Annotated in this window: 14 protein-coding genes; 3 read left to right on the top strand and 11 right to left on the bottom strand. The window is 48.5% G+C overall.

Annotated features, from left to right (window positions below; translation table 11 throughout):
- On the top strand, positions 1–520 hold a 520-nt coding region (locus OXN25_16245), incomplete at its 5' end, for a transposase (GenBank protein ID MDE0426403.1).
- Positions 521–865: 345 nt separating this feature from the next.
- Here the strand turns inward: OXN25_16245 and OXN25_16240 are convergent.
- From OXN25_16240 to rsmI, 7 genes are all read right to left on the bottom strand, one after another.
- Positions 866–1,735 carry an EamA family transporter gene (locus tag OXN25_16240; GenBank protein ID MDE0426402.1) on the bottom strand — a complete coding sequence of 290 codons (870 nt, stop codon included), beginning with the start codon at positions 1,733–1,735 and terminating at the stop codon, positions 866–868.
- Positions 1,736–1,832: 97 nt separating this feature from the next.
- A complete protein-coding gene (locus tag OXN25_16235) occupies positions 1,833–2,804 on the bottom strand; it encodes a Gfo/Idh/MocA family oxidoreductase (GenBank protein MDE0426401.1) in 972 nt (323 codons plus the stop codon).
- A 12-nt stretch (positions 2,805–2,816) separates the two neighbouring features.
- The gene (locus tag OXN25_16230; GenBank protein ID MDE0426400.1) at positions 2,817–3,326 is read right to left on the bottom strand and encodes a L,D-transpeptidase family protein; all 510 of its coding nucleotides are present in this window, start codon (positions 3,324–3,326) and stop codon (positions 2,817–2,819) included.
- The gene (locus OXN25_16225) at positions 3,323–3,769 is read right to left on the bottom strand and encodes a hypothetical protein (protein ID MDE0426399.1); all 447 of its coding nucleotides are present in this window, start codon (positions 3,767–3,769) and stop codon (positions 3,323–3,325) included. The genes OXN25_16230 and OXN25_16225 overlap by 4 nt, the downstream gene beginning before the upstream one ends.
- A complete protein-coding gene (locus OXN25_16220; protein MDE0426398.1) occupies positions 3,766–4,458 on the bottom strand; it encodes a TVP38/TMEM64 family protein in 693 nt (230 codons plus the stop codon). Before OXN25_16220 ends, OXN25_16225 begins: the two co-directional genes overlap by 4 nt.
- Positions 4,455–5,387 (bottom strand): 3-hydroxyacyl-CoA dehydrogenase family protein, encoded by a 933-nt coding sequence (locus tag OXN25_16215; protein ID MDE0426397.1) that lies wholly within the window; start codon positions 5,385–5,387, stop codon positions 4,455–4,457. Before OXN25_16215 ends, OXN25_16220 begins: the two co-directional genes overlap by 4 nt.
- Positions 5,388–5,394: 7 nt before the next feature.
- Positions 5,395–6,096 carry a 16S rRNA (cytidine(1402)-2'-O)-methyltransferase gene (rsmI, locus tag OXN25_16210; protein MDE0426396.1) on the bottom strand — a complete coding sequence of 234 codons (702 nt, stop codon included), beginning with the start codon at positions 6,094–6,096 and terminating at the stop codon, positions 5,395–5,397.
- Between the two features lie 69 nt (positions 6,097–6,165).
- Here rsmI and OXN25_16205 point away from each other — a divergent pair, with 69 nt between their 5' ends.
- Positions 6,166–6,999: a hypothetical protein gene (locus tag OXN25_16205; protein MDE0426395.1), complete on the top strand. Its 834-nt coding sequence runs from the start codon at positions 6,166–6,168 to the stop codon at positions 6,997–6,999.
- A 38-nt stretch (positions 7,000–7,037) separates the two neighbouring features.
- Here the strand turns inward: OXN25_16205 and OXN25_16200 are convergent, their stop codons facing one another.
- The 3 genes from OXN25_16200 to OXN25_16190 form a co-directional block, all read right to left on the bottom strand.
- A complete protein-coding gene (locus OXN25_16200) occupies positions 7,038–9,428 on the bottom strand; it encodes a T9SS type A sorting domain-containing protein (protein MDE0426394.1) in 2,391 nt (796 codons plus the stop codon).
- A gap of 122 nt (positions 9,429–9,550) precedes the next feature.
- On the bottom strand, positions 9,551–10,939 hold the full coding sequence (locus tag OXN25_16195) for a trypsin-like peptidase domain-containing protein (GenBank protein ID MDE0426393.1): 1,389 nt from the start codon (positions 10,937–10,939) through the stop codon (positions 9,551–9,553).
- An 8-nt stretch (positions 10,940–10,947) separates the two neighbouring features.
- Positions 10,948–11,412 carry a hypothetical protein gene (locus OXN25_16190; protein ID MDE0426392.1) on the bottom strand — a complete coding sequence of 155 codons (465 nt, stop codon included), beginning with the start codon at positions 11,410–11,412 and terminating at the stop codon, positions 10,948–10,950.
- Between the two features lie 171 nt (positions 11,413–11,583).
- Between OXN25_16190 and OXN25_16185 the strand changes: the two genes are divergently transcribed.
- Entirely contained in the window at positions 11,584–12,507 is a 924-nt protein-coding gene (locus tag OXN25_16185) for an acetamidase/formamidase family protein (GenBank protein ID MDE0426391.1), read from the top strand.
- A gap of 88 nt (positions 12,508–12,595) precedes the next feature.
- Here the strand turns inward: OXN25_16185 and OXN25_16180 are convergent, their stop codons facing one another.
- Positions 12,596–12,970, bottom strand: a complete 375-nt coding sequence (locus tag OXN25_16180; protein MDE0426390.1) for a hypothetical protein — start codon at positions 12,968–12,970, stop codon at positions 12,596–12,598.
- Positions 12,971–13,187 lie beyond the last annotated feature (217 nt).

The raw sequence follows: 13,187 nt of genomic DNA, 5'->3' as shown, positions 1-13,187 counted from the left end.
TTCAGTGGATACCTTTCCTGTAGGTGTTTGTGATAACATCCGTATCTCTCGGTGTTGCAGGTATGTAGGCGACACTTGGCACGGAAAGATCGCAAGCAAACACCGGTATTTTTACGGACTCAAAGTCCATCTGATGGTATCTGAGACCGGAGCAATCGTTGAAGCGTTCTTCACGCCGGGTGGCTGTCAGGATGTCTTAGGCATGCGGTGTTATAGGTTTGATCTTCCAGAAGGTTGGGTGGTTTACGCAGATAAAGCCTATTGTAACTATGCCATTGAAGATGCCCTCGGTGATGTGGGTATTACGTTCAAACCCTTGCGTAAGAAGAATGCCAAGCGTCAGTATCCCCCTCACGAGGTATACTTACAGCATCATTACAGGAAACGCGTTGAAGTGACCAAGAGTCTGGTCGAAAAACTTTTGCCCAAGTCCATTCATGCCGTGACGGCTGCCGGATTTGAGTTGAAACTCTTTTTATTTCTCATCGCTACAAATATAAAAATGCGATTTGAAAATTAGTGGCAACTTAGGTCTTTATAAGCGGTTTATCTATCGTAAATTATCAATCTCAGGAAAGTTCCTTTTATAATTAAAGACACCGTTTTTAAATAGAAAAGGTGCCTCCTTTTGAAAGAAGTGAACGCACCTAATTCTTTATCTAAAAGTTACTATTATTAATGTCGTAATTTTTAGGCACAAAACGTGCATAATCTGCAGGAAAAGTGAAAATATTTGATTTTTTATTGAAAAGTTGGCAGAATCGCTTGAAATTGTCGAAGGATTGTCAAGGATTTTCGGGAGTGAATGGGCCCGTTTTGAAATAACGAAACCTGGGGAATAGGAAAGGATAATAGTCTGAGGGAATCACGGTTTCAAATTGACAAAAATTAAGGCGATCGCTGCGAACAGCGCACCAATCATAGAAGTCCGACTCAGCCGTTCATGGAGGAACACCATGCCGACGAACATCGTGAACAGTACACCACCGGAGCTTGACATCGGAAAGGCAATCAGCGCACTCACATGGTCAAGCGCAATCAGCAATGCCCAACTCCCCCCCACATTACAGATACCAATCAAAGTCCCATAAGCGACTTCCCACCAGTTCGGCCACGTTCGCTGATAGAGACATATCCCTAAATAGATAACCGTAGCGACACCGAAAAGCAGACTCATATAGAGCGATTTCTCGTCGATAGGACACATTTCGTTAAAGGCTTTCATAGTGAGCCGTGAGATACCCGTAATAATTAAGATTGTGATAGCGACAGCGAACCCTAAGCCTTGACTCACTTCCGGTCTATCGGGTGTGAATTTATAGGTCGGCTCTTTTTCGCGTTGGCTGAGGAGCGGAATCGCTACGAAAGTCAGGAGGAGTCCTATGGTTTGCCAGAGATTGGGAATCTCTTTCCAGAATAGCATCGACACCACAATCGGGACCACGATTGAGAGTCTGACGAGTGCAGCTGTGACGACAATCCCACTGAGCCGGATACCGAGCGTGAATAGCTCAAATCCAGCGGCATAGGTCACGCCGTTTGATATACCTAACGCGAAGGTCAGTTTTGAGAATTCAAAGTCTTGTTCCTGCGATAAAACCCAGATGCTGATAAAAAAAGCGCAGAGGTAGTTGATAAAGCCAATCGGATTTAGGCGTTGTTGGTTATCCTTGGCGTGCTTGAGGAAGAGCCCAAACCCGGAGAGCAGGACAATGTTAAGCGCGAGGAAGATCATTATACTTTAGAAGTTGGTGGATTGGAAGGTTGGAAGATTCGGAGGCATCTTTTCCATCCATCCTCGCTTCCATCCTTCCAACCCTTTATGCTTCGGTTCACATCGGCAGAGCGACCTTGGTTCCCTCTTTCGCCGATTGATAGGTTGCCAAGACGACTTCTACGGCGTGTTTGCCGCCTCTGCCGTCAATCATAGGCGTTTTGTTGTCTCGGATGCAATCGACAAAATGCGTGAGTTCGCCGACAACCCCGTGAGGTCCATCGCGATTCGGAACGATCTCCTCCCAATCGCCACCGAGTTTCTTGAAATAGGCGAGATCGGCTCGCATATCCAAGCGGAGTGAGCCTTTTGTGCCGTCAATGATGGTCTCATTCGTTCCGCGTGCACCGAGGAAGCCGCCCCACCGCAAGATACCGACCGCACCCGAATCGTAACGGATGAGCGAGAGGGTCCAGTCTTCCCAATCGTCATGTCCAGAGAAACTGCCGACTTCAGCAGCGACAGTGAGCGCGGTGCCGCCGAACCAGTTAATCAGATCAGATTTGTGGATGCCGTTTTCCAAGAGTCCACCGACAGTGCCGTACCAAGTGTCGGGACGAGTGCGCGGCGCATTGTAGGGACCTGTATAATCGGTTTCGATGTAGGTGATGTCGCCGATGTCACCCGCGTCTACCATCTGTTTACCGAGTTCGTGGACGGGATAGAAGCGTAATACTTGTCCTACCATCAGATGCGTCCCTGCCTTGTCCGATGCCGCAATCATTGTATCCGCATCGGCGAGCGTTAAGGAGAGCGGTTTTTCGCAGAAGGCGTGCACCCCTGCTGCCGCTGCATCGACGATGACCTGTGTATGTGCAATCGGTGGTGTGGCGACAACGACACCGTCCACAAGGTCAAAGAGTTCCTGGTAGTCTTGAAACGCTCGGATCTGATGCCGCTCGGCGACGGCTTCCGCTGCTTCCAAGCGGAGGTCTGCCACACCTACAAATTCACAATTTTCAACGTTCGGAAGTGCATTGCAATGGGCGTTGCCCATGCCGCCTACTCCGACGACTCCTATACGAATCATTTTGAGCCTCCTTTATTCTTCTGAAGCATCCGAAAACTGGTATTCACCGTGTTGATTTATTGAGATTGTCGGCAGTTTCCGGTTCCGTTCAAACCAATTATACCCGATTTGTAGGTTTTCCCAAAAATTTATCAAGGTGTTATCATTCGGAAAAGTGCTTTTTAAGCGTGCCATTGTGTAATCGTCCAATTTTGTTGGAAAAATATGCACAGGGATTTTTAAATGTCCATTTGATTTCGTTTGCACCGCCAGCCAATAGATCTCCTTGATATATTCATCAGTGATTGGAATGCAGCCGATCGTGACGCATCCGCCGTGTATAAATATATCGCCTCCGAGCCTACCTTTTCTGCCCAAAATCCTATCCGAGCGGTTCGGATAGTTAAGTCCTAACGATAGATAGAAGTTGCTCTTGGGGTTAAATCTGTCAATATAATAAAAGCCCTCCGGGATTTGCAAATCGCCTTCGCGTCTTTTGGGACCCAAATTGCCTGATGTCTGGCAGATAGGGTATTGTTTCACCCGTTTCTGCCCAAAATCCTATCCGAGCGGTTCGGATAGTTAAGTCCTAACGATAGATAGAAGTTGCTCTTGGGGTTAAATCTGTCAATATAATAAAAGCCCTCCGGGATTTGCAAATCGCCTTCGCGTCTTTTGGGACCCAAATTGCCTGATGTCTGGCAGATAGGGTATTGTTTCACCCGTTTGAAACCCGCATCGGCGGCTGAAAACGCCCAGACTTCCAAGATTTTCTCCTGTTTGAAGGCTCGGATAAAGATTTCTTTCGGGGGATACGCAATACCCTCGGCGGCAAACAGTTTGCGAAGTGAAGCGTCTGTTTCTTGAATCGCTGTCCGGACGCGAGGGTATCTTCGCTGTTTGTCTGTGAAACTTTGTGGGTCTGTTGAGCGACAGCAGAAGGTCATCATTACAAAGCTGAGAGCGACAATAAGGTATCCTTTCATAAAACATGTTTATGGTGAGATGTTTTGGTTTTCACCAGCCAGATTATAATTGAAACTGCTATGACGATTCCGAACGCCCAGAACAGGGCTTTGATACTCCCTGACACCCGGTCGCCGAGGTAAGAATAGAGCAGCGTCGCTGGCAGTTGTCCGATACCGGTGGCAACTGCAAACCATACAAACCGCATGCTGGTGAGTCCTGAGCCGTAACTGATAACGTCAAAGGAAATAACAGGGACCAAACGTGCGATGAGCACTGTGTGTTGACCGTAGCGTTGAAAGAATCTGTCAGACGTATTCATAGCGGATTCACTTAAGAGTTTAACAACGACGGGTCGGCCGAGAGCGCGTGCGATAAAAAAACAGAGGGCTGCACCGAGCATCGCACTGCTCCATGACAACGCCGCACCCCACCAGACCCCGAACAGCAAGCCGTTTGCGAAGGTAATTAAAAAAGCAGGCAGCGGCGCGATAACGCTCTGCAGCACCATCAGGAGTGCAGAGACAAGTGGCGCAAGCGCACCGTATCCAGCGATATAATCCCGAAGCGTCTCCACATTCTGAAACTTGGCGACGATGTCGGTTACTGACTCACGAAGCGCGGCATGACTCAAAACCAGTACGCTCAGTCCAAGTATCACCGATAGGAACGTAATTTTACTGACAGATCGAAGCTTTGTATAATTCACGCGCCGTTTTTGTCGCTTTTCAGTTGTTTTATCAAGGCACCGTTCATCTGTGCTTGGATCGTCTGAACGCTATCTGCTTGCCATTCATAGAAACCTTCTCCCGATTTCACGCCAAGTTTGCCGGACGCAACCATTTCTCGGAGGAGCGGATTGATGTCAGATGAGCTGTTGAGGTCTTTGTAAAGTTCTTCAAAGGCAGCAAGTACCAAGTCCCATCCTGCGAGTTCAAAGACCGCAAAAGGACCGGCGACACTGAGCCGCCGTCCGAAACTGTTCCGCACAACGAGATCGACGGTTTCTGCACTGGCGATACCTTGCTCCACGATAGCGAACGCTTCCCGAATCAGCGCAGCTTGCAACCGCGGTCCAACGAAACCAGGGACCTCTTTTTCAATGATCGCAGGCGTTTTGCCGATAGTCGTCAGGAGTTCAAACGTTACGTTAACCGTTTCATCAGAGGTTTCGGGGCTGCGGATGAGTTCGACCAACGGAATCAAGTAGGGCGGATTAAAATAGTGCGTGTTGAGTATCTTGTCCTTGCGCTTAGCGTTCACACCAATTTGGCTCGGCATGAGTGCGGTGGTATTGCTTGCCAGAATTGCATGCGGCGGGCAGATTACGTCTAATTTCTCAAACACCTGCTGTTTTAGCGGTAAGTTCTCAATGACGGCTTCCACAACAAAGTCAGCGTCTTTTGCGACGGCTTCAAGTGCTGTGTCGGTCTGAATTCGCTCCAACGTTGTCCGGATGCTTTCCCGTTCAATAATGGCATTCTCTGCAAGCACGTTGAGATTTTTCTCAATCTGAATGCGTGCCGTTTCGAGTTGTGCCTCGGTGACATCGTGCAAATGTACCTGATAGCCTGCACTTGCAAACTCTTGCGCGATGCCGTGTCCCATAAGTCCTGCACCAATAACTGCTATTTGCATAATCTTCTCAGTTGTTATCTGACCTCCTTTTACCGGCAATAACGATTGTAAATTCTCCCCGCGGTTCGGTGCTACGGAATTTCTCAAGGGCTTCACTGACATTCCCGCGGAATATCTCTTCAAACCGTTTTGTTAATTCGCGGGTTACGACGATGTCGCGTTCGCCGAGTACTTCAAGAACATCTTCAAGAAAACGGCGCAGCCGATGCGGGGATTCAAAAAGGATTAACGTTCTTTCTTCATCAGCGAATACACTTAATTGGCGTTTCCTTTTTCCTGATTTTGGAGAGAGAAAGCCTTCAAAGGTGAAGTTGTGGAGCGGTAAACCCGAAACGGATGCCGCCGCGACGACTGCCGATGCCCCTGGAATCGGAACAATCGGGATTTCTGCGGCGATACACCCACGCAAGAGTGGATACCCTGGGTCTGAGATGATAGGGGTGCCAGCATCTGAAACAAGCGCAATCGTCTCGCCTGTTTGTAGACGTTCAATCAGTTTATTAGACTTCGATTGCGCATTGCCTTCAAAGTAACTTGTCAGTGGTGTTTGGATGTCGTAATGTGTTAGGAGGCGACGGGTCTGGCGGGTGTCCTCGGCAGCGATGAGATTTACCTCTTTGAGGATACGGAGTGCACGGAGAGTAATGTCTTCTAAGTTCCCGATGGGGGTGCTGACGAGGTAGAGGGTGCCGACTGGTGTGTCTTGCATTTTGTTAATGGTTGGTCGCTGTTAGCCATTCCCTTGCTATATTGTGTGTTTCGTGCTAAATTACGGGTGATGAGAACTATCTACACCGTCATAAGTTTGCTCTGGTTGCTTCCTGTAGGAGGGGTTTGTAACCCCGAATCGTATGAGCAAACAGAATTTCCCTTTGAATCCGCACGTCCGCTCTATGTTGGTGCGCGGGCTTTAGCGATGGGCAATGCGTTCACTGCTGTTGCTGACGATGCAAGTGCCGGCTTTTGGAACCCCGCTGGTCTCATTCAGTGGGAAGGTGTCCAACTTTTTGCTGTCAACAAGTTTCACGACCGCAACGATTACCGATTTGATCCAAAAGGTATCGGCTATAGCTACCGAGGCTATAGCCTTTTTTGGGGCAACAAAATCGCTATCGGTGTTGATAGTGGTGTTCCTGATTTCAACTATTATGGGGTCGCGCGTCAACTCGGTCCTTATGCTGCTGCCGGATTAAGCCTCAAATTTAAACGGAGACACCCATCGGATGTCTATCAATTCTTCGGTTATCAAGCTGCTTACGATCTCGGTTTGCTTTTCAAACCGCGCCCGAATCTCAAATTCGGATGCCTTGCACAAAATCTGGAGGGTTACGGTATCCAATGGCTAACCTTCGGTGCTGCCTACCGCTATGCTACGTTCCAATTTTCGACAGATGTAGCGATCTCTACCGAAGGGGAAACACCTGAGTTATATATCGGAACTGAATGGCATCCCTTCCCTTTCCTCCCCATCCGACTCGGCATTTCAAACGGCGCGCTGACAGTCGGGATGGGACTTGCGTGGAGAGGCGTCCACATCAACTATGCCAGGATTTTTGAGAAGCACTTCGCATCCGATTTCATTTCTCTGGAACTGCGGATTACTGTACCATAGCCTGTTAGGCTGTGGCTCTTTCTATATTTTGCAGTTCGCTATTTCAAAATAACCATCTTCCGCATCGACGAAAACTCGTCCGTCTGCAACTGGTAGAAATAGATGCCACTGGCGACGCGTTCACCCAGAGCGTTCCGTCCATCCCAATGCGCTGCGCGACTCTGGCTCGTGTAGTACCCCGCAGCTTGATGACCGAGGATCAACACACGCACCAAAGTACCTTGCGAATCGTAGATACTCACCTTCACGCCTGTGCTTTCCGCCAAGTGATAGGGTATCCACGTCTCCGGGTTAAACGGGTTAGGATAGTTAATAAGCAACTGCGTTTCATCAGGGAGTGCCGTCGTCTGTGGTGCCATCTGTGTTGCTTCAACAACTGTTTCTGTAAGCACATTTTCAGGGGTATCAATGGCGAGATCTCCGGGTCTGATGAGGCCTATGGCGACATTTTGAATTCGCTGCCCGTTGATATCGGAACGCTGGATTTTGCCGCGATCGGTCACCCAATAGAGTTTACGCCCTATGCTGTCAACAGCGATCCCCCGCGGTACATTTCTGAGCGTCCCGAGTTCTTCAGCCTTCTTATCTTTAAAACCGATGCGACGAATTCTGCCCTTGTTCTGGTTTAACCCTTCTATCCAATAGACTTTGCCTTCAACGACAGCAATGCGCAGCGGTTTCCCTGGTCCCGTGAACACATATCGGATATTTGGGTTTCCCTTAAGGTTGGCACCCCCGATGCGGCCGGCACCCTCCGTCCAATAAACTTTGGTGCCCGCAGCATCCAGCGCGATGTCCATCGGCGCATCTAAGCCCGTGATAAAGTTCGGTTCAAAGTTTGTCCCATCAACGTTAAGCCGCTGGATCTTCCCCCAATTGTTCGTCAAGTAAAGTTTCTTTCGCGTCGGGTCAATCGCAATATTGTAGGGGATGCTCCTTAATTCCTTAATCCGTCGAACATTTTTGCCATCGAGATCGGCTTGTTGGATATTACCAGTTCTATCACTCGTCTTTGCCGTCCAATAAAGCTTACCCGCTGCCACGTCTACAGCAAGGCTCGTGACATTCTGGACGCTGGGCACGAGATTTTCCACTTTGGTCCCAACGAGGCGGTAGAGGGTGCCGGTCGATGTATCTATCCAATATAGCGGTGGGTGCGTCGCTGTAGGCGTAAGTACTTCTATGTGTGAGGTGGCATTAAACCTGATGCCTCTAAAAACACCCAAGACATTCGCTTTCACGGTGTTCACACCATACCTATTACCGAGTGTGAGGTAAGTTCGCGCCTGCCCCTTGGTATCCGTCGTCGCAATTGCAGCCGAGACGCTCCCATTACCAGCAATTACCGTGAAAGTCACTGTAGTTCCTACAACAGGTTCAGCGTTTACGTCTTGCACTTCGACCACAAGGGGTTTTCCAAGCGGGCTGCCCGGTATGCCCTTCTGTTCATTCCCGGAAATACGGTGCACTTTATTCGCTGGAGTGCCAACCTGCACAGTGAAGGTCACAGGCGAGAGACCGTCGGCAGTCGCTTCAACGCTGACGGTGCCGCGATTTCGGGGGATAAAATCCGTTTTGGCAAATCCTTCTTTGTCTGTCTGTATCTGGTACGGCGAAACGTATCCACTGCCTTCTGTAACCTTGAACGTGACCCTCACGTTTTCAACCCCATGTCCGTTATTATCTATGACTTGCACAGCAAATGGTGCTGCAAGCCGCTGCTTTGGAACCCCTGTTTGGCCTGATCCAGAGGAAATTACCAGTTTTTCTGGGATAGCGACAGCCGTGGCACGAAAGCGGACAGGTGAAACCTCCCTGGCACTTACCTCAACGACGTTATTGCCTGCTATATCGCCCAAGGTGAGGTGCGTCTGGGCTTCCCCACGTAAGTCTGTTCTGATAGTTCTTACAGAGAGATGTCCGCCACCAGAGACGATTGAGAACGTGACCCATTTTCCGGGCAGCGCGTAATTGTTAACATCGTCCACTCTCACGACAAAAGGCGAATGGAGGCGTGTCCCTGCCGCACCGCTCTGATTGTCACCAGAAACTTTTACAAGTCTGTAGGGTATAGATGTAACCCGAATGTCCATAGACTTGCGCACTGGCGGATTGGTGTCGGCGCGGATAGAGATCGTCGCACTCCGAATTGGAAGGGTTAGAAGACTCTCCGCGATACCATCGCTGTTTGTTACGGCTATGGTGGGGGTGAACACTCCCGTCCAGTCACTCACTCGGAAGAGAACCTGAACATCACTCGCTGGATCCCCATTCGTATCTCGGACAGTGATTGTAACAGGCTGTTCGTCCCCGGGCTGCCCGCTGATGTACATGGGTGAGATCGTCACGCTTGCCTCAGCATCGGCAGTCTCATGGCTGTTGAAAACCAAGAAAAGTAGAATAAGGGCAGTAGAAAGAAAATTTCGCATGAAGATATGTTAACCGATGTATGTTGGATAGGTCAAGTCAAAAATGGCTTGAGAAATCGTCACTTACCCCCATTTTCACCCACCTCTTTCCAATCCAACATTTCTGAGTTCCATTCAAACTCCTATAGTGGACCGAATTTGAGGTTAACCGTTAGACTCTTCGGCGTTGGTGAGCTGTCAAATAGATTGAAGTCTCGGACGACGACATAGGTGTGCTGTCCATCAGTAATCGTTTGGCACGCCTCGATGAAGTCGTCGAGATTGCGAATCTGTTTTCCGTTTATGTCAAGAATGACCACCTTGGAGTTTCCATTTCGTTCTTGCAAACCGACCCGCGAGAAGCTGCTACCTGCATCAGCATGTGGTAAATAAACGCCATCGGCTTCTAAGAAAAGTATCCGACGGAGTTGTGGCGTAATATCGTGAAAAACAGCACCGCCGAATCTGACGAATCGCTGCACCTTCTTCGCCTCCAAGTCCTCTACAGGTACATCGAGACTCAGGTTTTCACCGTTGCGGTAGACCTCCAAGTTGACGTTTTTTCCGACGTTTTGATTCAAGATTGCATCGAAGGTGTAGAGATCATCCTTGATAAGTTCGTTGTTGATGCGATAGATGATGTCGGATGCACGAAGCACGGTTTCACCTGTTGTCCTCGGCACAATGGACTCAATCTGAATTACCTTTGGCGTTCCGGCTTTAGAAGGACCTATCTCTTTTCGCAAGGCTGCAGGAAAATTGAAGTGTTTGATGGCTTCGCCGATAGAGACCAATTCCAAATCAACGCCGATTTCACCGCGTTGGATTGATGTCTTGTTCTGAATTAGTTCAAGCGCATCGTGAAGGTAGTCAATGGGCAATTCAAAACTGGAAGTATCCGTCCCCCGCGCATGAATCGCGATAACTTGCCCCGTGGTATTCCAGACGGGGCTGCCGCTTGATCCGCCTGTCCGGTCAAATGTGGTATGGATGTAACTGGAGTGTCGATCGCCTTTGTTGACGTTGAGGTTCGTAATTCTTCCGAATTTGATCGTATATTCCTCTTTTTCGTTGTTACCGATGAGGAGGAGTTCATCTCCAAGAGAGAGGGTATCCCATTTGCCGAGTTCGACGGCTTTCAGTTCAAAATCGACCTCTTCGGGATTAATCTGATAAAACCCGAAATCGTGTGTCGGGTCGTAGTAGAGGATACGCGCTTCTGTGAAGCTGCCGTCGTGGAAGTTGATTTTAACGTAGGAGGGGCTGCTGCCAGTGACATGACGGTTCGTGGCAATAATCCCACGTTCTGCGTCTATAACGAAACCCGTAGCGAAATTTGTGCCTTTTGCTTCCGTTTCAAAGACGACCTCGGAGGAGGTTTCAACGTTTACCACCATCGGTTTGTAGGCGGCAACCTGTTCTGTCCAGTCGTGTTGTGCGTTGGCATTTGTGATTAGTGTGAAGAGTAGGGTGATCATCAAGATCACAACGCTTATCTGGTCTTTAAACATGCTTCTAAAAATCTTTTTCATTGGAGTCCTTATCTTTCTGAACCATTTTGTGTTATGCCGGGGGGTGGCTCTGCGAAGGATTCGCCACGCGCCTCCGCGGCCTTTCTGCGTTCGTTCCATTCAGCAATCTGCTGATACACTTCTGCTTTGCCTTGTTCAATGCCTTGTTCAAGCCCTTCCGCTTTAGCTGCTTCTTCTGCTGCTTGTATGCGTTTTTCTTGTCTTGCGAGATACCAATCTGATAATAACATGATAGCGTCAATGCCTCCTACGATAATCCCAACTAACAGACCGGCGACCGGAATAGATGCCGAAATGTCTTTTACAACGTTCTGAACGGATACGTGCCCGTTCCAGCCTCTCAAGATTTCATAATTCAATGCCATGTAGCTGTAGATAATACCGAAGAGCGAAATCAGGAACAATGCAAAACCCGTTTTTCCGGTTTTCCAAAAGTCCCGCACACTCTTCCATAATCCGGACTCTTTTTTCAAAATACCCTCCCTAACGTTACATATAGCATACCGTGTATCAGAGAAGATGTCAACCAAAAATGGCACTTCGTAAGTCCGATCTTATCTTGACTATATCTTTCAAACATGGTATCTTGTTGGCACCTTAATATATAACTGTAACTCTACTGACAAGAGGAGACACATTTCAAAATGGCAATACATCACTTTGAACCGACAGTCTATCACACGGCCATCGGGACGCATGAACCCGTGCTTCATATTGAGAGCGGGGACACCGTTTTCACAACGACCGTAGATAACGCAGGCTACGATGCCACGGATACGCAAGTTACCCCAGGTGGCAATCCACAGACGGGTCCTTTTTATGTTGAATCGGCGGAACCCGGTGATACATTAGCAGTCCACTTTGATCGGGTAGTTCCGAATCGTTTAATTGGGCGGACGGCTCTGGTCGTTGCACCGAATGTGCTTGATCCACACTACGTAGCGTCCGAGATGCCAGAAAATGGACGCGCAGAGTGGCATGTGGATGTGGAAAAGTGGACGGCGACGTTGATGACCCCAGAGACACAGTTGGGTAAACTCACGCTCCCGCTTGAACCGATGGTCGGATGTTTCGGTGTCGCGCCCCCGCGTGGACAAGCGATCTCAACGGCGACCTCCTCTACGCACGGCGGCAATATGGACTATCGCGGTTTTCAGGAGGGTGTTACCGTCTACTTCCCGGTTTTCGTCTCCGGCGCGCTCTTTCACCTCGGTGATGGACACGCTGTACAGGGGGATGGAGAAATTGTCGGCACTGGTGTTGAAATCTCTTTTGATGTGCAATTTACGGTTGAAGTCCGCAAGGGAAAAAGCATCAACTGGCCCCGCGCGGAAAACAATGATTATATTCTCACAGCAGGCAATGCGCGTCCCTTGGATCAGGCTGTGCAACACGCAACGACGGAACTCCTCCGGTGGTTAGATGAACTCGGTTTAGAGAAACGCGCAGCACACATTCTTTTAGGACAAGCAGTAGAGTATGATATGGGGAACGTGTTTGATCCCGCATATACAATGGTCTGCAAAATCAGAAAGTCGGTATTACGTGAGATAGGGGTCTGGGGATAGTCCAGATTTTGGACTTCTCAAGATGCGGTTGTACCGTGTCCACGTTGTGAGATGTGATGTAATCACATTTTTGGAGTAAATTGAGTTGCTATTCCGCATGTTTTTCTGTAATTAACGCTAAAAGCTTAGACTCTCTTTCGTGAAATCTATCCAGTTCGCTTTGAAGATATTCGATCTGATTTTTCAATAAGGCTATAGTTTCTTGCTGTTGCAAAATGATGACAGATTGAATTTGTTCATTGGCATCTGCGTCTGCTCGATTATAATTGACAGCCTGCTTGAACGGACAGAAATGATGCTCAAGGGCATTCCTGTTAATAATTTTATGTCCACTATCGTTCACTTTATGCGGAAGCCCCTTCTCCAGCGCAGCATAGATGGTCGTTTTGCGCATATTACCATATTCCGCCGCTTCAGCGACGGTTAGCCATTCACCTTCGGTAAAATCCTTTGAGTTTGACATATTGACTCCTTATATAATGTATAATACTGATGGGGTTATATTCCATTAAATGGTCTCAAATCTCTAACCTTTCTGCTTTACCGCGAGTGAGAAAAATACAACACTTGAGGTTGGTTGTGGTGGTAACCCTGTCCGAATTATGTAATATTATACCGTATATAGTTACGCAATAAGTAGTTTTGGACATAGGCAATTTCAGTTTTCTTAATGTTATCAC

Source organism: Candidatus Poribacteria bacterium (genome assembly GCA_028820845.1).
GTDB lineage: Bacteria > Poribacteria > WGA-4E > WGA-4E > WGA-3G > WGA-3G.
This window is presented reverse-complemented; position numbering and strand designations above follow the sequence as displayed.

Excerpts from the sequence above, each read along its gene's own strand:
- OXN25_16240 (MDE0426402.1), bottom strand. The coding sequence starts at position 1,735 with ATGATCTTCCTCGCGCTTAACATTGTCCTGCTCTCCGGGTTTGGGCTC.
- OXN25_16235 (MDE0426401.1), bottom strand. The coding sequence starts at position 2,804 with ATGATTCGTATAGGAGTCGTCGGAGTAGGCGGCATGGGCAACGCCCAT.
- OXN25_16225 (MDE0426399.1), bottom strand. The coding sequence starts at position 3,769 with ATGAAAGGATACCTTATTGTCGCTCTCAGCTTTGTAATGATGACCTTC.
- OXN25_16215 (MDE0426397.1), bottom strand. The coding sequence starts at position 5,387 with ATGCAAATAGCAGTTATTGGTGCAGGACTTATGGGACACGGCATCGCG.
- rsmI (MDE0426396.1), bottom strand. The coding sequence starts at position 6,096 with ATGCAAGACACACCAGTCGGCACCCTCTACCTCGTCAGCACCCCCATC.
- OXN25_16205 (MDE0426395.1), top strand. The coding sequence starts at position 6,166 with ATGAGAACTATCTACACCGTCATAAGTTTGCTCTGGTTGCTTCCTGTA.
- OXN25_16200 (MDE0426394.1), bottom strand. The coding sequence starts at position 9,428 with ATGCGAAATTTTCTTTCTACTGCCCTTATTCTACTTTTCTTGGTTTTC.
- OXN25_16195 (MDE0426393.1), bottom strand. The coding sequence starts at position 10,939 with ATGAAAAAGATTTTTAGAAGCATGTTTAAAGACCAGATAAGCGTTGTG.
- OXN25_16185 (MDE0426391.1), top strand. The coding sequence starts at position 11,584 with ATGGCAATACATCACTTTGAACCGACAGTCTATCACACGGCCATCGGG.
- OXN25_16180 (MDE0426390.1), bottom strand. The coding sequence starts at position 12,970 with ATGTCAAACTCAAAGGATTTTACCGAAGGTGAATGGCTAACCGTCGCT.